Consider the following 19131-nt stretch of genomic DNA (forward strand, 5'->3'; position numbering starts at 1 on the left):
CGACCGTCTCGGTCGCGGGCGGCACCATCGAACGCGCCAAGGTGGCTCTGACCAACATGGCGGCGGTGCCGATCCGGGCGCGTGGTGTCGAAGAATCGCTCGTCGGGCAGCCCGCCACGGCGGACACGATCAGGGCGGCTGCGGAGCGCGCGACAGACGGCACCGACCCCATGACCGACGGAAACGCCGACGCCGAGTACCGCAGCCATCTGGCGCAGGTGCTCACTCGCCGGGCGGTGACGACAGCAACGGGAATCTGACGTTTCCGACACCTTCACTATCCGAGAGGACGCAATGCAACTCGATCACACCCTGTCAGTTCCAGCACCCGTCGAAGTGGTCTGGACCGCCTTGCTCAACCCCGAGAAAGTCGCACCGTGCATGCCGGGGGCGAAGCTCACCGGGACCGAGGGGGACACGTTCACGGGAACGGTGAAGGTCAAGCTCGGGCCCGTGTCGCTCACCTTCAAAGGCACCGGACGATACGTCGAAAAGGACGAGCAGGCCCGCAAGGCGGTCATCGAGGCGAACGCGAAGGACACGCGCGGCAACGGCACGGTCAGCGCGACCATCACGATCGTTCTCACCGGCGACGGTGACCGTACGGACGGCACGGTCCACACCGATATGACGGTCACGGGCAAGCCTGCCCAGTTCGGCCGGGGGATGATCTCCGATGTCGGCGGGAAGATCCTCGAACAGTTCGCGTCCTGTCTGTCGAAGAAACTGGGACCGGAGGCCGCGGACTCGACGCCGAGCGAATCGACTCCCAACGAATCGACTCCCAACGAATCGGTACCGTCCAGCGCGCCGGCGGTGGCTCCGACACCTCCCGACACGACACCGGCCGGTGCGGGGTTCGTCGCACCCGTGGCGGGTGACGCCGCGCAGACCGCCACACCGGCACCCGCGGCCACGCCCGGTGCCGTCGCTCCGGCGCCGCCCGCGGATGCCGCCACCGGAACGGCGAATTCGGGCGCGGCGCACGCGACTGCCGATCCGCAACCCGAAGCCGAGGCTCTCGATCTCATGGAGTTCGCGCGAGGCTCTGTGATCCAGCGACTCGTGCCGGTGGGGGTGGTGGCCGCCGTGGCGCTCGTGGTCGGGGTGGTCCTGAACCGGACGTCCCGCCGTCGGCGCCGGAACCGTTCAGCGTGCAGTGGGTGCCGCAAGAAGTGACCAGATCCGGTCCCGGGACAGCGGTAGTTCGTGTGGCCGCACTCCGATCGCGCGCCGGACCGCGTTGGCGAGCGCGGGGGCGACGGGATTGAACGGCGCCTCGCTCATGGACTTGGCGCCCATCGGCCCCATGGTGTCGTAGGTGTCTGCGAAGTACACCTCGGTGCGGGGCACATCTGCGTACTGCGGAATGTGGTAGTTCCGCAGCGTCGCGGTGACGACGGTGCCGCTGGCATCGGTGACGAGTTCTTCGTACATCGCGACGCCGATGGCTTGGGCGACACCACCTTCCACCTGGCCCCGGCACTGCTCGGGGTTGACGACGACACCCGCGTCGGCTGCCTGGACGGACTGCAGGATGCGCACTTCACCGGTGCCGATGTCGACCGCGACGCGAAACCCCTGCACGTTGAACGACAACGAGCGGGGGAGCCCGCCGTGGCTGCCTTCGGCGCGCAGGGTCCCGCCCGCCGCCTCCAGGAGGTCCGCATACGGCACCTCTGTGCCGCCCACCTGGGCTCCGCCGGCCGTGAACTCCACGTCGTCGGGTGATTCGCCGGTCAGTTCCGCCGCCCATTTCGCCATATCGCCGCGCAGCGCGTGGGCCGCGGCGTGCAGGGCCTTCGCCGCGACGACCGTTCCCGACGATCCGTACGCGCCCGTATCGTGCGTCGTGACGTCGGTATCCGACTGTTCGACGCGGATCCGGTCCGGCTCGGTCCCGAGCACCGACGCGGCAATCTGTGTGTGCACGGTCGTCGTACCGTTCCCGAATTCCGCGGTACCGACCCGGGCGACGAACGTACCGTCCGGCAGGAGTTCGATCGACGTGTCGGCGATGTGCCCGCCTGGCGGGTTCGACGCGATCATCGCCAACGCCATTCCCTCGCCGACTCGCCACCGTGGACCCTCCGGCGCGGGTGGCCCGTCCGCACGCGACATCGCACTGCGCACGAGGTCGAGGCACTGGTCGAGGCCGTAGCTTCCGAACCCGAGGTCGGCGCCCTCGGGATGGGCGGCGCCCAGTTCGTCGCCGGGAACCACCACGGGGCGGCGCCGCAACTCGTACGGGTCGAGGTCCAGTTCCAGGGCGAGTTCGTCCATTGCGGACTCGACCGCGAACACCACCTGTCCGAGACCGTATCCGCGGAACGCGCCCGACGGCCGGTTGTTCGTGTACACCGACCGGCCGTCGACACGCTTGTTCGGGCAGCGGTACACCTCGACCGATTCGCCGCACCCGTGGAACATCACGCTCGCCGAATGGTTGCCGTACGCGCCGCCGTCGTTGAGGACGTCGATGGCGAGGGCCGTGAGGATCCCGTCGGCGTCCGCGGCCACGGTGACGTCGACCCGCATGGGATGACGACACGGCGCGACCGTCAACTGGTCCGCCCGGGTGAACTCCCACCGCGCCGGGCGTCCGGTGCGCAGGACGGCCGCCGCGACGACGTCCTCGACGAGCATTTCCTGTTTTCCGCCGAATCCCCCACCCACGCGGGCGGTGAACACCCGGACGCGGTGACGCTCGAGCCCGAAGATCCGGCACAGTTCGTCCCGGACGAGGAACGGAACCTGGGTGGAACTGCGGATCACCAGCCGTCCGTCGTCGTCGAGCCATCCGACGGCGCCGTGTGTTTCGAGATGGGTGTGCTGGACGCGCTGCGTCTGCCAGCGCCCGCGCACCACGGCCGCAGCCGCGGCGATGCCGGCTTCGACGTCACCACACCCGCCGTGCACCTCTCCGATGAGGTTGCGGGAGGCATCGGCGATCCGCGCTTCCGGCCCCTTGTCACCGTGCAGCAGCGGGGCACCGGGTGCCGCGGCCTCGTCCGGGTCGAGCACGAAGGGCAGGACCTCGTATTCCACGCGGAGAAGCCGGCAGGCCTCCTGCGCTTGGGCTTCCGTCTCGGCGACGACCGCCGCAACCCGTTGCCCGACGTATCGAAGCGTCCGGTCGAAGAGGTAGGTGTCGTCCGGATCTTCTTCCCGGTTCTCGTGTCTCGCTGTCGAATATGCGAACTCGGGGGCGTCGCGCCAGCACAGGACCGCGTGCACGCCCGGCAGTTGTTCCGCTGCGACGGTGTCGATGGACACGATCCGGGCGTGCGGGTGCGGGCTACCCAGCGTCGCGATATGCAGCACGCCGTCGACGACGGTGTCGAACGTGTACGGCTCCGTACCGGTGACGACCCGCGGGCCCGCAGGTGCGGGATGGGATGCACCGAAAGCTTTTCCGCATGTCTTCCCGACGTTGCCGACGCCGCGCAGCGCATCGTCGACGGAACGATATCCGGTGCAGCGGCACAAGTTTCCTTTGAGCCGGCGCGGAAGGTCGTCGAGGTCGGACTCGGTGAACGTCGAGGCCGTGACGATCATGCCGGCGGTGCAGAATCCGCATTGGAACCCGGCGGCGTCGACGAACCGCTGTTGCAGGGGATGCATGTCGTCGGGCGTGCCCAGACCGGTCACCGTGGTGACCGCGCGCCCCTCGGCCCGGACGGCGGGATAGACGCACGAATGCACCGCCTCACCGTCGACGAGCACCGAGCACGCGCCACAGTCACCCGTGTCGCAGCCCTTCTTGACCTCGAAGTGTTCGTGGTCTCGCAGCATCGTGCGCAGGCACTGCCCGGGGCGGGGAGCGGCGTCGACCTCGTCACCGTTGACCGTCAGTCTCATGACAACTCCTCCCGGACTTCCTGTGCCAGAACGGCTGTGACCGCCCTGCGCCACTGGGGGGTCCCGTGGACATCGGCGTGGTAGGCGTCCGCGGCGACGGTAGAGGTCAGTGCTGCCTCGAGGTCCGCCGCAGCGGGCAGATCGGGGAACCTCAGCACGTGGGGACGGGTGGTGGCAGCGGTCACCGACAGGGCGAACGCACCGTCGGCGTCGCGCCGACCGATGACCACGGCACCGGAGCGGCCCAGCGGAGACAAGGCGATCTTCCGGAATGCGGTGCGTGAGGACAGCTTCGGTGCCTCGATACGGATACTGCGCAGGATGTCTCCGTCGTGCAGGAGGTTGCCGCCGACGCCGGTGACGAACTCCGCCACCGGCAGTCGTCGCTCACCGCCCCCTCGGGACCAGATCACCGCGTCGGCGTCGAGCGCGACCGCGAGGGAAATCATGGCACCGGCGGGCAGCGACAGGCAGATGTTGCCACCGACGGTGGCACGCTTCCAGATCTTCCACGAGGCGAGCAGGGCGTCGGCGCACTGCCCGAACAATGGTGCGGCCTGCCACGTCGTGGTCTCGGAGAGCCTCGAGAGTTCCTCGACCGTGCAGGTCGCGGCCACTTCGAGGCCGGGGTCGTCGATCACCGTCGCGGGCCAGCCCAGCCCCGACAGGTCGACGAGGCGACGCGCGTGTGGTTGCGGTTCCGAGAACAGCCACGTGCCGCCTCCGACGAACGCCGTGCCCGGTCCCCAGGTGAGATCCTCACGTGTCCGCGCCACGGTGTAGTCCGTCACGGTGTGCAGATCCATGGCGTTACCCCGCTTTGGAGACGAGGCGGGTGTGCGCGTCCGCCACGCCGCGAGCGACGACGTCGGTGTCGACGGTGAGCACCCGATCGTTGCGTACCACCTCGCGTCCGTTGACGAGAAGCAGATCCAGGGGAGGCTGCGACCCCAGTACGAGCGCCGCGACCGGGTCCGCGATCCCGGAATGAGCGAGTGTGTCGAGCCGCCACAGAGCGAGATCGGCGAGCTTGCCCACCTCGAGAGAGCCGATCTCGTTCTCACGACCCAGGACGCGCGCACCGCCGATGGTCGCGAGCGCGAGACTCTGCCGAACGGTCATTGCCCGCGGTCCGCTTCGAGCGCGTGCGAACAGCGCGGCGTGGTGGGCTTCTTCGAGCATGCAGCACGATTCGTTGCTCGCCGCGCCGTCCACCCCGAGTCCGAGCGGAACTCCTGCCGCGTAGAGGTCGGCGGCGCGCGCGATACCCGCACCGAGACGCGCGTTGGATGTCGGACAGTGCGCCGCACCCGTGCCCGAGGCCGCGAGCACCCCGATGTCGCGGTCGTCGAGATGTACTGCGTGCGCGTACCACACATCCGGCCCAGTCCAGCCGAGAGATTCCATGTACTCGACCGGGTTGCACCCGAACCTCTCGAGGCAGAAGTCCTGCTCGTCGAGGGTTTCCGCAAGGTGCGTGTGCAAGCGGACGCCGAGATCGCGGGCGAGCACCGCGGACTGTTTCAGCAGTTCCCCGGTCACGGAGAACGGGGAGCACGGGGCCAGCGCGACGCGGAGCATCGAATCGAACGACGGATCGTGCCACCGCTGGACGGCGTCCTGACTGCCGGCGAGGATCGCGTCGAGGTCCTCGACGATGTGATCCGGCGGGAGTCCCCCCGCGCTCGCGCCCAGGTCCATCGAACCGCGGCAGGGGTGGAACCGGATACCGACCTCTGCCGCCGCGGCGATCTCGGCCCCGAAGACGTCACCCCCGTCGCGGGGGACGACGTAGTGATGATCGGTGCTGGTGGTGCATCCGGTCTTCAGCAGGTGCGCGAGGGCACCCTTCGCCGCGACATGCACCATATCGGCGTCGATGCCGCCCCAGATGGGATACAGAGTGGTCAGCCACTCGAACAGCGTGTGATCGACGGCCAGACCGCGGGTGATCCACTGGTAGAGGTGGTGGTGGGTATTGACGAGCCCGGGAGTCAGAATGCATCCGGCGCCGTCCACGATCTGCGCGTCGTCGTACCCGAGCGGTTCGCCGTCGCCGACCGCGACGATCCTGTTTCCGTCGACCACGACGTGACCGCTGCGGTATTCGGCGCGACCGGCATCCATCGTGACCACGTGCGCACCACGGATCACGATCGGTCGGGTGGTAGGGCGAGTGTGCACGGTTGCTCCTCACGTCGGCGGGCACCTACCAGTGAACTCCTGCTCGAGACGCAACACCCCGGGCACCGTGTACGAAACCGCAACGAAATGCCCGCTTCGTATTGTGCGATCGTCCAAAGGCCCGCGCACGGAGGTGGTGCAGTGCTTCTTCACGATGTACTCGACGATGCCGAACTCGGAATCCGGGTTCTCCACGGCGACCCCGCGATGCTCGAACGGCCGGTACTGCGAACCTGTACCACCGATATGCCCGACCCCACCCGGTACGTCAGCGCGGGGTCGCTGGTGTTCTCGGGGCTGGTGTGGCGGGCGTCTGCCGAAGACTCGGATCTGTTCGTCAAACACCTCGCGCGCGTGGGCGTGACTGCGCTCGCCGCGGGGGAGGCCCTGCTCGGTGAGGTGCCCGAGGACGTGGTCGCCGCGTGCGCCCGGCATCGGCTGCCGTTGCTCTCGGTCCCCGCGGACGTGCCGTTCAGCCGGATCATCGAGCGGATGACCGCACGCATGTCCGGCGCGCGCATGGACCGTCTGCAGAACGGACTCGCGCGGCAGCGGCGGTTGCTCGAAGCGGTCGCCGACGGTCGCAGCATCGGCGACCTGCTCGACCGCACCGCCCAGGAATTCGGGGCGCAGGCGTGGCTGCTCACCGCCACCGGAGTGCCTCTCGCCGGCGCGGCACCCCTCGACGACGACATCGTGGACCGGCTCGTCGCGGCGGCCTTGTCCGCCGAGCGGCTTCCCCACGCGACCGCCGACTACACGGTGCTCTCCGTGGGCGGTGGCCTTCGCGACCGCACATCCTGCTGGCTGCTGGTGGTACGGCACACGGGCGACGCGCGCGCGGACTGCCTCGATGCGTTCCGGGAACTCGCCACGGTGGCGGCACTCGACCGGGTTCGCCGAGACGAACGCCGGCGCACCGCCTGGGACGCCGGAGACAGTTCCGGGCTAGTGTCCACTGCGGCAGCAACATTCGATTCGGGACGTCCACTTGTCGCGGTGGTCGCGCGCCGGGTGCCCCACGACGACCGGGCCGCTGCGGCCACCGCCGAACGGCTACGGGCGCTTCGCGACACGCTCTGCGACGCACTGCCGGGGTGCGTGAGCGCGCTGGACGGGGACCGGGTCGTCCTGACCGTCGCCGGCGACGCCGACGAGGTTCACGCAGTGCTTCGTCGGCGGCTCGCCCGAGTCGTCCCGGCGCTCGAGCGCACGCGATTGCGGGTGGGCACGAGCGCCACGTGCACGCTCGGATCGCTGGCGGGTGCCGTCGCCACCGCCACCGCGCTCGCCACGGACGACGGTGACATTCGCGAACCGGTGTCCGTGCGCACGGCAGCAATGGACTCGGCGGCGGAGTTGTTCTCCGCGGTACCGGACAGGTTGCGTCACGATTTCGCTCAACGGATTCTTGGGCCGGTGCTCGATCACGACCTGTCCACCGATAGCGGGCTTCTCTCCACCCTCGAGGTGTTCCTCGCATGCAGTGGCTCGTGGCGACGCACCGCAGAACGAATCCACGTGCACCTCAACACGGTCCGGTACCGAATCGGCAAGGTGGAGAAGCTCACCGGGCGCGATCTGTCCCAGATCGATGACAGGCTCGACGTTTACCTGGCGCTCCGGATGCTGCAGGTGCAGGAGGCTTAGGCGAGGCGCGGCAGATCCCCGCTCAGGCGGTCGGGGGCAGCGGGCGGTAGATCTGCGGCGTCCGCAACCGGCCACCGAAGGGGATCGGCGCCGAGCTGCAGGAGTTGCTGCACCTGCTCGTAGCACCACGGCGACACGTCGCGGGTCCCGTCCACCACCGCGTCCGCGAAGGCGGTCCACTCCACCCAGTCGACACCGCACACCTCGGCCGGGTCGGGAGCCGGCTGCGATCCCCGGTACAGGGCCCGGTAGACGGGGCAGATTTCGTTCTCGACGATCCCGTTGTCCATCACCGCCCTGTACCGGAAGGACGGGAGCACAACGCCGACGTCGTCGAGTTCGATACCGAGTTCTTGGCCCAGCCGCCTGCGGACAGCGAGTTCGAGCGGCTCCTGCGGCGCCGGGTGACCGCAACAACTGTTCGTCCATACCCCGGGCCACGTCCGCTTCTCCAGGGCGCGCCGGGTGATGAGCAGACGGCCGTTCTCATCGAAGACGTACGCGGAGAAGGCGAGATGCAACGGCGTTGTCGCGGTGTGGACGGTTGCCTTCGGTTCGGTGCCGACGGCGCGCCCCGCCTCGTCGAGCAGCACTACTTGCTCCATGGTGTTCCTGTTCTGTCCGTTCCTCGTCGTGAGTGGGTCCGCTCTCCACTCGACCGCTGACCCACGCTCTTCGCTGTCCTCGACCGCGTACGGAAGGTGGTCCATCCGGCCTCCGCCAATCGTGGCGCGGCGACGGCGAGGCGCCTCCGCCGGGAGACGCGTGCCCGCTGATGAAGTACACGATATCCGCCGTCCTCGACCTCCCGGAGAATGTCGCGGTACAGCACGAACGCTGTGCGCATCCCCGGGCGTACCGATCGATCGAGCATGTCGATCCCCGGGTCTGCCTCGCGGTACACCGACCGGGTGTGCGCGATCAGGTGCGCGAGTGCCCGCTCGAGCCTGGCATCGTTCCGGCCGGTCGTCCGGCAGTATCGGAGAAGATCCTCGTCGACACCGAAAGCCTTCAACTCGTCGGTCGGCAGGTAGATCCGGTCGCGGTCGAGGTCTTCGCCCATATCCCGGATGAAGTTCGTGAGCTGGAAGGCTTCGCCGAGTGCGGCGGCCGGCCGCGCAGCCTTGTCCCGATCCGTCTCCGTACCCAGGATCGGAAGCATCTGCAGACCGATGACGGCCGCGGATCCGTACATGTATTCCGACAACTCGTCCATCGTGCGGTAGCGCGGGCGGAACATCACGGTCCCCGGTATGTCCATGCGCATCGAATGCAGGAAGGCATAGAAGTAGCTGTGCGGAATGTCGTACCGCGCGGCGGTATCCACCAGCGCTCCGAGCACGAGATCGGGCCGGCTCCGCCCCAGAGGTGCGCCACCGAAAGCGGCCCGGATCCGATCCTCGAAGGCATCGACCTTCGCGGCGGCCGCCCGATCGGAGTCGACCTCGACATCGACGACGTCGTCGACCATCCGCGCAAACCCGTAGAGAGCATGTACGCCCGCACGCTTGGATGCCGGAAGGAGCCTTGTCGCAAGGAAATAGGTCTTCCCGTGGCGCTCGTTCAGTTCGCGGCACACCCGGTACGCCTCGTGCAGTCCGGGATCGATTCCGGCGAGTTCACCCATGCTCGACTACCTCCTCGGAGCGCACCGACTGTGTGACGGCGGTCCGACGCGGCCGCTCGCTCGTCGCCGATCCGACGATCCGCTCGGCGGCAAGGCGCCCCGACACGAGCACGGTGGGTACTCCGACGCCGGGGGTGGTACCCGAGCCCGCCAGCACCACATTGTCCACGCCGCCGACCATGTTCTTGCGCCGGAAAGGTCCGGTCTGGCGGAAAACATGGGCGGAGGAGAACGGACTGCCTTCGAGCATGCCTTTGTCGCGCCACGTCTGCGGGGTATCGAGGTGGTCGACCACCATCGCAGCGGTCAGGCCGCAGTAACCCCGCTGCTCGAGGACGATCTGGATCTCTCGCAGGTAGGGCACGGCGCGGCGGTTCCAGTCGATGGGCGCGGACGCGAGGTTCGGGCACGGCGCCAAGATCGACACCGGTTCGCTGAGGACACCGTTACGCACCATCCGCAAGGCGGGGTCGGTGACCGCCGGGCGGGTGATCAGCAACGACGGGTCCTCCATCAACTGTCCACGGCCAGGACCGGCGGTGATACGTGCGAAGGTCTCCGCCCACTGCTCGCCGAAATCGATGGTGTGGTGCGCGCTCGACGGCCACGACTGCGTGACCTCGGTGGGAACGGTGCCGTGGAAGACGACTGCGGACGGCGACACGACGGAATAACCCCGCTTCCTGCCGCTGCTCGTCACACCGGCCCGATCGAGCAAGCGGTCGACGATCGGGAGGTCCGGGGTGAGGACGAGTGCGTCGCACTCGACACGGCGACCGTCGGACGTCAGGACGGCCGTCACGCGATCGTTGCGGATCTCCAGTTCCGACACTTCGGCCGAGGTGTGGAGCGCTCCGCCGTGACGGGTGAGCGCATCGGCCATGGACTCTGCGACAGCCGACATTCCGCCCGCGGGGAAGTAGACCCCGAGCGAGGTGTCCATATGGGCGATAGCGCCGTACACACCGAGCGCTTTCGACGGGGCGACCCCGGCGTAGAGCGACTGGAAGGTGAAGATCCGGCGTAGCCGATCGTCCCGGACGAACGAGGCGATCCGGGAGCCCAGGCGGCCGAAACCGCCGATCAATGCCAGCCTGGCGGTATCGCGCAGCGCTGCGCGCGACCCGACGAGGTCGAGAGGCGAATCGAAGTTCGACGCGATGTACCGGTCGAACTCCGTATCGAAGATGCTGGCGAGCCAGCCTCGCAATCGGCGATAACCGTCGACTTCGCCTGGACCGCAGACTTTTTCGACTTCGGCGGACATCTCCGTGGGATCGGCGTACACGTCGAGAGCACTGCCGTCGGCGTAGCGAGCGTGGTAGCTGGGAGACAGTGCGCTCAGTTCGACTGTGGGAGTCGTGGAATCGAACGACTCGCCGACCGCGGCGAGCGCATCGGAGATCAGGTCCGGCATCGTGAGCACGCTGGCGCCGTTGTCGATGGTGTAGAGGGGCTTGCCGGAGTCGTCGTACACCGGATAGGTCCCGACCCGGCCACCCACCGTGTCGTCGCGCTCGAGCACGGTGACGCGTTTACCCGCGCCCGTAAGGTACAGCGCCGCAGCGAGACCGGAGAGTCCTGCCCCCACCACGACCACGGAATCGACGGGCCCGGGGATCGTCTTCATGATCGGCCACCCATCGGCACGACGGTATCGACTCGGCTGGGTATCGCGCTGGTCATTCCTCGGCTCTTCTCTCCCGGAGCGGGCATAGTCGTTGCGATCATGTCTTCACCGTGGCCTTTCCGGCTCGTCGAATGCGCATGGCCACCACGGGGACACCCACGACCCCCATGACACAGAACCCGTAGAGCGCGGAATAGCGCAGTTCGTCGCCCTCGAGCAGGAACGCGTGCGCGAATGCCGATCCGAGCCAGGTCCAGAGGAACAGCACCAGCGGTGCCGCATCCGAGATTCGCCGGCCACTCGTCCTGGGCGACTCGGCGCGTCCTCCCACCCTGTCGACGACGATCGCCATGATCAGAGCGGTAGCGAACCAGCCGAGGTAGTTGGTGTACGGGATGAACGGAATGCCGGGTAACCCGGCGTTGCCCGAGGTCCAGGTCCACTGACCGTCGGTCACCATCTGGGTGTCGAGGTACAGATCCCACCCCACCATCCCCACGGCAACCACGAGGACCCGCCCGAACGCTCGCCTGTCCGGCGGCACCGGGGAATGCCGGAGGACGTAGGACGCGGCACACCAGATCGGATAGAAGCCGGCGGTCCACGCCAAGGGGACCACCGCCGGAACGCCCACGATCTCGGGCCCGAGCCGTCCGGTCGCATAGAAGTAGCTTCCGAAAGGGAACCCGGTCGCAGTGCCGACGATCTCGGACACGAGACCGAGTCCCGCGGTCGAGGCGACCAGCACCACGGCCCACACGGGACCCCGTGTGACGGCGGCATGCACCACCGACGCGGCGGCGAGCAGGAGCACCACCGCCACGGTGACGGCATCCCTCGACGTGCCGGAGACGAGGGGATAGACGATCTGGGCGAGCAGCGCGCCCGCGACGATCCCCCACACGACGCGGTTCATCGACGCACGCCGGTCGACTCGTCCTCACGCACGTCCGTGCGGTTCACCCCGACGGCGATCCTCGTACCGCGGGGCCGATGCGGCGGGACCACACTCATTGCTGCCGCCGCTCGTCCGGGGCGTTCGTGTCCTTACCCGAGTCCTCGACGGAGTCGGCCGACACGGCGGGATCCACCCGTTGGGCGTCCATGAACATTTGCAGAAACCCGATACCCGAGGTGTACGGGCCGTGATGCCGGGGGGAACCGGAGGCAGAAGGGGACATGAGAGGCCTCATCTCACGCCGGCACGACGGTGAGCGACCACGTGTCGAACTCGACCAGCGGGGTGAACTGCCGGAAAACCGGCTTCTACCAGTGCGCGCATGTGGGCCACCTCGTCTCGCTGCCACCGTGCCGACGCGTTTCGGAACGGAGACGGTCCTGTACCGTCTGGCAGCGATTCGGAGCCGGGGTACGAACGGATGGGTACGCGTCCGAAAAAGTCTCCCGGCCACCCGGTGACAACGAAAAGTGGGGGGGGGGGGGGGGGCCGCCCACCCCCCCCCCCCCCCCCACTCCGTGACGCCCTCACGTCGTCACATCCAGTCGACGAACCGCTCCCACGCGCTTCCGGCCTCGGGTGCGTCCTCCCGCTGAACCGTCGCCTGGATCAGGCCGTAGGGCCGGTCGTCGGCGTGGAATACCTCGTTCGAGTTCGTGACTCCGAATCTTTCGAGGTCGTAGACGAAATGATGCTTGTTGGGCGCCGACATGCGAATCTCCGCGATCACCGGATACTTCTCCAGCACTGCCCGGCCCATCTCGAAGAGAGTTTGTTGCAGTGCCTTCGATTGAAGGTTCGCAAAACGCTCGAGCATCGTGGCCTTGATACCTACGTAGGTGACATCCCAGTCGACGTCGTCGGTCGTGAATCGCCACTGTGCGACCAGACTGGTTGCCATCACACGGTCGGCAGTCGGTTCCAGGACCGTGTACGGGTCGGTGAGAAAACCCGAGAATTCGGATCCGGTCGACTTGAGTACGACGAGATCCTTGACTCCGCCGATCACCCACTCCCGTCGCTCCCGCCCGGTTCCCTCGACCGTCACCGAAACCGTGCGGACCTCCGGTCCGGTGCGGGTCCACGTGTGATCGTGTTCGACACCGTCGATCGTCACCCGTTGCCACGCGTAGTCGTCGATCTCGACGCGGGCGGCGCGGACTGGTTCGACGTCGTCGACGAAGTGCCGCGCGAGTTCGAGCGCGTAGGTTTCGACGAACTCGACGCCCTTGCTCTTCGCGTACGCGTACACCGTCTGCTTCTGTGTGTCGGTCGGGAGCACCGCACCTTGGTCGCCTTCGAGGTGTGCCGCGTCGAAGTCTCCGCGGAGGCAGGTCGACACGTTGAGGTCGCGGATCTCGTGGCGGGCAGTGTCCCGATAGATCCGTACCACGCGGTTCTCCGCCTTGCCGTAGCGGTTGGCGCCCAGCACGATCTTTCCGGTCAGTTCACTCACGGGTCAGCTCCCTCGATAGGTGGAGTAGGAAAAAGGCGACAGCAGCAGTGGCACATGGACTTTGCCGGCACCGCCGACCCGGAAGGTGACGGTAACCTCCGGGTAGAAGGTCTCGGTGTGCCGCCGCGCAAAGTACTCGCCGGTGGCGAAGGTCAGCGTGTACGTACCGGGTTCCAGTGCGGGAACCTGGAATTCGGAAATTCGCCCGTCGTCGTCGGTGCGAGCACTCGCGAGTTCCGCTCCGGCGGACGAGAGCGTGACCTCGACTCCGGAGGCCGGCGCTCCACGGGTGGCGTCGAGAACGTGGGTGCTGACGGTGCTCACCTCACACCTTCCTTTCCTGATTCGACGGAATCGTCGGTGACGAGCAACTCGAGTCTCGATCGGTTGATCTCGGCAAGCGTCGCTCGCGTCTCGCGCCACTCGGTCTCGGAATCGTGAGTGAGGCGCCGCTGCAGAATCGACAGGAGTTCGTCCGCGGATCGTCCTGCGGCACGCACGAGGTACACGTGCCCGAAACGCTCCTCGTACTTGCGGTTACCTGCCACCAGTGCATCGCGGATATGTGCGTCCGCGCTCGCGACCGATGCCTGCTCGCGCTTCGACGATGCGTGGTCCGACCGTTCACCGATCCGTGGGTGCCCCGCGAGCGCTTCGGCGAGATCGTCCCGAGTCAGCGCCGCTGTCACCGCATCGGACGCGCGCAGCAGCGCGGCGCGACTCAGGTAGGGGCGGCCTTGCACGAGTCGCTCGGTCCACGTCCTGCTGGAACAGCACTCGGACAGGGCTGCGGCTGCGTCACGGGCACAGAGCGCATCGAAGTCGGCACAGGTGTACGGCACGGCACTCCTCTCTCTCGTCACCACGATCGCGGATGAAGGGAGCCGGCGGTGCCGTACGCGCTACAAACTTCCCGAGACGTGGTCTCCGGTCGTTTGGACGATCCGACAAACGCGGATCGGCGGAGAGAATTCGTGGCCGAGGCGCCTCGGTCAGGCCGGTTGCCCGGCGGGAACGCGTAGTCGCTGCGACGCATCGATTTGGGCACGGAGCCACACGTGGGCGGGATCCGATTCGGATTCCTCGTGCCAGACTGCATATTCGCTGAGCGGAGGCAATTCGAAGGCGGGCTCGAGGATCCGCAGGGACGCCACTCCCGCGATTCGTTCAGCCATTCTCTCGGGCAGGAGCGTGACGAACACGGTGTGTTCGAGCGCGAAGGGGAGCACCGCGATACTCGTCGTGGACGCCCCCGTCCGTGTCACGATCCCGGCGCGCAACAACGCTCGCGCCAGAGCCGTGTCGTCGTCGTACTGCAGATACGACAGGAACGGATAGTGGGAGAGCACGTCGCGATTCAGTTCCGTCCCGATGTACGGATGCCCGGACCAGACGGCGCCCACGTATCTGTCGGTCAGGACCTCGGTGCGCCGGCACCGCTCGAACTCGGGTGCGTCGAGAAGGTGTTCCGGCAGCACCGCGAGGTCGGTTTCGTGCCGGTGGAACGCTGCGAGGGACGCCTTGGTGAGGGGACGCAGATCGAATCGCACGTTGGCCGGGTGCCCCCGCCGCATGAGCATGCGGAGCAACGTGACCTCGGCGTAATCGCCTGTCATGAGCGTGAACACGCGTGAATCCACGGTCGGATCGAAGGTCGGTTCGGAGAGTATCGACCGTTCCAGCGTGTGCAATACGCTCCGCAGGGGCCCGATCAGGGCCTGTGCCCGCGGAGTGAGGCGCAACGTGCGGCCGTTCTTCACCAGCAGTGGGTCGTCGAACTGCTTCCGGAGACGAGCGAGCGCCGTGCTGGTCGCCGGCTGCGACATGTTCAGTCGTTCGGCCGCGCGGGTCACGTTGCACTCGGAAAGAAGCACGTCGAGGACGACAAGCAGGTTGAGATCCACCCGCCTCAAGTCCACTCCGCACCCCCCTTTCCGAAACCCGGCGTAACGGCAATATCCGGCGGGATAGTAACCCACCACCGTTGCCTATATCTAAAGATGTATAGCAGCTATCCGAGTTGCTTTTCGATCTTGTGAGCCGGTCGTACGACACTTACGCTGACCCACGTCCTGACGGCGGCGGACCCGTGTTTCGCCCTGGCCCATGTGATTTGTCATCCGCTTCGGCCGGCCGACCGGTGTACGTACAAGAGAGGTTCGGGCCGAACACGATGAGTCTCAAACAGCAGTTCCAGCAATATTCCCCCGAGAATTGGCGCCTATGGCGCAAGGTCACCGCCGTCGTGGCGGTCCCCATCATCGCCGCCGCGCTTTTCGGATCGCTCCGCGTCATCAGCCTGTTCGAGGATTCCCGCCACTTCAGCACTGCTGCCGAGCAGGTGTCGATTCTGCCGATGTTCGCCGAATACAGCACCGGCGTCGCGGGTGCCGCAGCCGCGACGATCATCGGGTTGCCCACCGACAACGGTGCGACGATCGCGCGGGAAGCAGAGACGGTCCTCACGGACCAGATCGCGAACATCAGCCTCGAGCCCGAGATCAAAGCAGCACTGAACAAGGTGCTCGCCGAGGGAAACAGCCTGCTCGACAGTGCTGTCGCCGGATCGATGGCACCCGTGGTCGCCAGCGAGCGCGCACAGGCGTTCATCAGCCGCGTGAGTTCGGTGTTCCGTGCCGCGTCCTCCACCGCGCCCGAACCCGATGTCCTCCAGGAAAGCGCCACCCTCCTCGACATGTGGACGACCCAGTGGGCGCTGCTGGACCAGGTCGTCGCGTACTCCGCACTGGGTGCCGGCACCGAAGGTGCTCTCCTGATGTGGACGAACGCACTCGGCGTCGACGCAGCGCAGATGTCGATCCTGCGGGAAACCGTCGAGTCCAACCCCAACATTGCCGACACGAGTTCGCTCGACGCGCTCGTCGCGGAACTGGACAATCGCCGCAACTTGACGGCGAATCTGGACAGCACCAGCGGCGACACCGGAGCGCTGCGCAACTCGATCTTCACCAGCCTCATGGTCTACATCGAGGAAGTCCGCGACTCCGCCACCCGCATCGTCGGCCTCCTCGACAACCATGCCAGCGAAGCTCGCACCGAAGCACTCAAGAACGCCATCGGAATTGCGATCGTGCTGGCCGTCGCGCTGGGCCTGGCCGTGATGGTCGCCTTCTCGATCGTGCGCCCGCTTCGCCGCCTCCGAAACGACACACTTCTTGCCGCAGAGCAAAGCCTGCCCGAGGCCATCGCCGCCATCAAGGACGGCGCAGAAATCGGTACGGTGTCACTCCCTCCGGTCAGCGTTCACTCGAAGGAAGAAATCGGCGAGGTCGCCCGCGCCGTCGACACCATGAACGAGGGTGCGCTGCGGCTCGCCGGTGAGCAGGCGCAGTTGCGCCGGCAGGTCAACGAGATGCTCGAAACGTTGGCGCGTCGCAACAAGACCCTCGTCGAGCAGCAGCTGTCGCTCATCGACTCGCTCGAGCACGAGGAGCGCGACCCCACGCGTCTGCAGAACCTGTTTGCGCTCGACCACCTCGCGGCCCGTATGCGTCGCACCGGCGACTCGTTGCTCGTCCTCGCCGGCACCCGGCAGCGAATGGGACGGATCCCGGACACCCCGCTCGGTGACGTGCTCCGTGCCGCAGTCTCACAGGTCGAGAACTACCAGCGCGTGAACGTCGGAAACGCACCGGAGGGTTCGCTCCTCGGTACCGCCGTAACCGACGTCGTCCACATGGTGGCCGAACTCCTCGACAACGCACTGCGAGCCTCCCCGCCGGAGAGCACCGTGGCGTTCGCGTTCTCGCGCGCCGTCGACGGCGGCTTGTTGCTCGAGATCGCCGACCGCGGAATCGGTATCCCCTCCGACGAGCTCGCCGAGATCAACGAACGGCTGGCGACGGACAGCGAAGCCGGCTCCGGCGCAGCGCGTCGCATGGGTCTGTTCGTGGTCGCGCGACTGGCCCACCGTCACGGGATCACCGTGCGGCTGCGTCCGACGTTCGACTCGTCGACCAACTCCGGCGTCACCGCGAGCCTCTATCTGCCGCTCCGTCTGCTCAAGGGCGTCGGTACCCAGTCCGACCCGTTCCAGATCGACCGCCCGCGCCGACTTCCTCTTCCGCCCGGAGAGACGAACACCGAGTACACGGATCAGTACGACCAGCGCGCGTCGCACAACCACAACGGCGAGTCGTTCGCCGGTGCGACTCCGAACGGCAACGAAGCGTATGCGTCGGCGGGCCGGAACGGCAGCGAGGCGTACTCGGGTGCCGGCCAGAACGGCAACGAGGTGTCCCGGGCGGGCAACAACTCGTACGCCGGATACGAGGCGCCCGGCAACGACAACTACTCCGGGTACGAGCAGAACAACGACGACAATTACACCGGGTACGAGCAAGGCAATAACGACACGTACTCCGGATACGAGCAGAACAACAACGACACGTACTCCGGATACGAGCAGAACAACAACGACACGTACTCCGGATACGAGCAGAACAACAACGACAACTACACCGGATACGAGCAGAACAACAACGACACGTACTCCGGCGCACCGGTGGAGAATCCGTGGGAGCGCCCGCTACCGCCGAGCGGCAACTCCGGTTCCGCGCCCGGTACGAGTCCCGGAATCCGACGCGGGCAACTGCACGAACGATGGGTCTCGCGAAACAACGGTGAGTGATCCCGCGCGATGGCTTCCATCGTGAGAGACGAACACTCCACCTGAACGGCAGAGACGGTACGGCGAGACGCCGGGCGATCATTCGGTCGCCCGGCGTTGTCTGTTCGGCAGCCACGCGGGTCCGATCGGTGACAAATCAGGCAGTGCTGCAGGAGAGCGCGTTAGAGTCGACACGCCGACCGCCGAGGAGACCCACGTGAAAGCTTTCGTTCGCACCGCCATAGTTGTCGCCACCGCTGCCCTGGCGGTGACCGGATGTTCCGGGAACAACGCCGACGATCCGCTCGCGTCCGAGTCCGGCGAGGGTGGCACCATCGTCGTCGGTTCGGCGAACTTCCCCGAAAATGTGCTGCTCGCGGAGATCTACGCGCAGGCGCTCGAGGGGAGTGGCGCCGAGGTGACGCGCCAGTTCAACATCGGCAGCCGGGAGATCTACTACGACCAGGTCGCCTCCGGAGCCATCACCGTGCTGCCCGAGTACAACGGGGCACTGCTCGCCCGCGTCGATCCCGAGAGCACTGCGGCTACCACGGAGGATGTCAATGCCGCTCTGGCGGAGTCGCTTCCGGAAGGTCTCTCCATTCTCGCGTCGGCGCCGGGGGAGAACAAGGACGCACTCGTCGTCACGGAGGAGACCGCGGATCGCTACAACCTGACGACCATCGCCGATCTCGCCCCGGTTGCAGGCGAACTCGCCCTCGGCGGACCGCCCGAGTTCGAGACACGGCGGCAGGGCGTCGTCGGTCTCCGAGACGTCTACGGCGTCGAGTTCCAGAAGTTCGTGCCCACCGACACGGGCGGGCCGATCACCATCCGGGCGCTCGGGGACAACACCATCCAGGTTGCGAACATCTTCACCACCGATCCGTCTCTCAGTACCGAACCGTTTGTGGCACTGGACGATCCGGAATCCGTATTCGGGGCACAGAACGTCACGCCGCTCGTCCACCGGGAAGATCTCACCGACGAGAACGTCGCGACGCTCGACGCTGTGTCCGAGAACCTCACCACCGACGTTCTCATCGAGTTGGTCGGCCAGGTCGTCACCGAGGGCCGCGACATCGATGTCGTCGCCGAAGAGTGGTTGCAGGACAACGGCATCAACTGAGGGCCG

The 19131-nt window shown here is 67.0% G+C and carries 16 protein-coding genes and 1 pseudogene; 5 read left to right on the plus strand and 12 right to left on the minus strand.

Annotated elements, in window-relative coordinates; all coding sequences use genetic code 11:
• A pseudogene (locus tag TVH25_RS07425) lies at positions 1 to 260 on the plus strand (xanthine dehydrogenase family protein subunit M); the annotation flags it as partial.
• A gap of 34 nt (positions 261 to 294) precedes the next feature.
• A complete protein-coding gene (locus TVH25_RS07430; protein WP_422423721.1) occupies positions 295 to 1179 on the plus strand; it encodes an SRPBCC family protein in 885 nt (294 codons plus the stop codon).
• Here TVH25_RS07430 and TVH25_RS07435 read toward each other — a convergent pair.
• Genes TVH25_RS07435 through TVH25_RS07445 form a run of 3 tightly spaced genes read right to left on the minus strand, consistent with a single transcriptional unit; the run spans position 1150 to position 5988 of the window.
• On the minus strand, positions 1150 to 3861 hold the full coding sequence (locus tag TVH25_RS07435) for a molybdopterin-dependent oxidoreductase (protein WP_422423722.1): 2712 nt from the start codon (positions 3859 to 3861) through the stop codon (positions 1150 to 1152). The genes TVH25_RS07430 and TVH25_RS07435 overlap by 30 nt on opposite strands.
• Positions 3858 to 4667 (minus strand): FAD binding domain-containing protein, encoded by an 810-nt coding sequence (locus TVH25_RS07440; protein WP_169621012.1) that lies wholly within the window; start codon positions 4665 to 4667, stop codon positions 3858 to 3860. The genes TVH25_RS07435 and TVH25_RS07440 overlap by 4 nt, the downstream gene beginning before the upstream one ends.
• Before the next feature lie 4 nt (positions 4668 to 4671).
• Positions 4672 to 5988 carry an 8-oxoguanine deaminase gene (locus TVH25_RS07445; RefSeq protein WP_206036952.1) on the minus strand — a complete coding sequence of 439 codons (1317 nt, stop codon included), beginning with the start codon at positions 5986 to 5988 and terminating at the stop codon, positions 4672 to 4674.
• A 198-nt stretch (positions 5989 to 6186) separates the two neighbouring features.
• Between TVH25_RS07445 and TVH25_RS07450 the strand changes: the two genes are divergently transcribed.
• Positions 6187 to 7695 carry a PucR family transcriptional regulator gene (locus tag TVH25_RS07450; protein ID WP_422423723.1) on the plus strand — a complete coding sequence of 503 codons (1509 nt, stop codon included), beginning with the start codon at positions 6187 to 6189 and terminating at the stop codon, positions 7693 to 7695.
• Here TVH25_RS07450 and idi read toward each other — a convergent pair.
• From idi to TVH25_RS07495, 9 genes are all read right to left on the minus strand, one after another.
• A complete protein-coding gene (gene idi, locus TVH25_RS07455; RefSeq protein WP_169652814.1) occupies positions 7692 to 8300 on the minus strand; it encodes an isopentenyl-diphosphate Delta-isomerase in 609 nt (202 codons plus the stop codon). The genes TVH25_RS07450 and idi overlap by 4 nt on opposite strands.
• Entirely contained in the window at positions 8288 to 9322 is a 1035-nt protein-coding gene (locus tag TVH25_RS07460; protein WP_169652813.1) for a phytoene/squalene synthase family protein, read from the minus strand. Before TVH25_RS07460 ends, idi begins: the two co-directional genes overlap by 13 nt.
• Positions 9315 to 10952, minus strand: a complete 1638-nt coding sequence (gene crtI / locus TVH25_RS07465) for a phytoene desaturase family protein (protein WP_422423724.1) — start codon at positions 10950 to 10952, stop codon at positions 9315 to 9317. The genes TVH25_RS07460 and crtI overlap by 8 nt, the downstream gene beginning before the upstream one ends.
• 97 nt (positions 10953 to 11049) lie before the next feature.
• Positions 11050 to 11868, minus strand: a complete 819-nt coding sequence (locus TVH25_RS07470; RefSeq protein ID WP_422423725.1) for a carotenoid biosynthesis protein — start codon at positions 11866 to 11868, stop codon at positions 11050 to 11052.
• Positions 11869 to 11962: 94 nt separating this feature from the next.
• On the minus strand, positions 11963 to 12133 hold the full coding sequence (locus tag TVH25_RS07475) for a hypothetical protein (RefSeq protein WP_169621005.1): 171 nt from the start codon (positions 12131 to 12133) through the stop codon (positions 11963 to 11965).
• A 312-nt stretch (positions 12134 to 12445) separates the two neighbouring features.
• Positions 12446 to 13366 (minus strand): factor-independent urate hydroxylase, encoded by a 921-nt coding sequence (gene pucL, locus TVH25_RS07480; protein ID WP_422423726.1) that lies wholly within the window; start codon positions 13364 to 13366, stop codon positions 12446 to 12448.
• 3 nt (positions 13367 to 13369) lie between these two features.
• Complete coding sequence (uraH, locus tag TVH25_RS07485) at positions 13370 to 13690, minus strand: hydroxyisourate hydrolase (RefSeq protein ID WP_169621003.1); 321 nt, start codon at positions 13688 to 13690, stop codon at positions 13370 to 13372.
• Positions 13687 to 14208, minus strand: coding sequence for a 2-oxo-4-hydroxy-4-carboxy-5-ureidoimidazoline decarboxylase (gene uraD / locus TVH25_RS07490; RefSeq protein WP_169621002.1), 522 nt, complete (start codon positions 14206 to 14208; stop codon positions 13687 to 13689). Before uraD ends, uraH begins: the two co-directional genes overlap by 4 nt.
• Positions 14209 to 14358: 150 nt before the next feature.
• Positions 14359 to 15285, minus strand: coding sequence for a LysR family transcriptional regulator (locus tag TVH25_RS07495; protein ID WP_169621001.1), 927 nt, complete (start codon positions 15283 to 15285; stop codon positions 14359 to 14361).
• 254 nt (positions 15286 to 15539) lie between these two features.
• On the opposite strand from TVH25_RS07495, the gene TVH25_RS07500 reads away from it, so the two are divergent.
• Positions 15540 to 18017: an ATP-binding protein gene (locus TVH25_RS07500; RefSeq protein ID WP_422423728.1), complete on the plus strand. Its 2478-nt coding sequence runs from the start codon at positions 15540 to 15542 to the stop codon at positions 18015 to 18017.
• A 196-nt stretch (positions 18018 to 18213) separates the two neighbouring features.
• Entirely contained in the window at positions 18214 to 19125 is a 912-nt protein-coding gene (locus tag TVH25_RS07505) for an ABC transporter substrate-binding protein (RefSeq protein ID WP_169621000.1), read from the plus strand.
• The last annotated feature ends 6 nt before the right edge of the window (positions 19126 to 19131 follow it).

The sequence above is a fragment of the Rhodococcus sp. 7Tela_A2 genome (assembly GCF_049311045.1).
Classification (GTDB): domain Bacteria; phylum Actinomycetota; class Actinomycetes; order Mycobacteriales; family Mycobacteriaceae; genus Rhodococcus.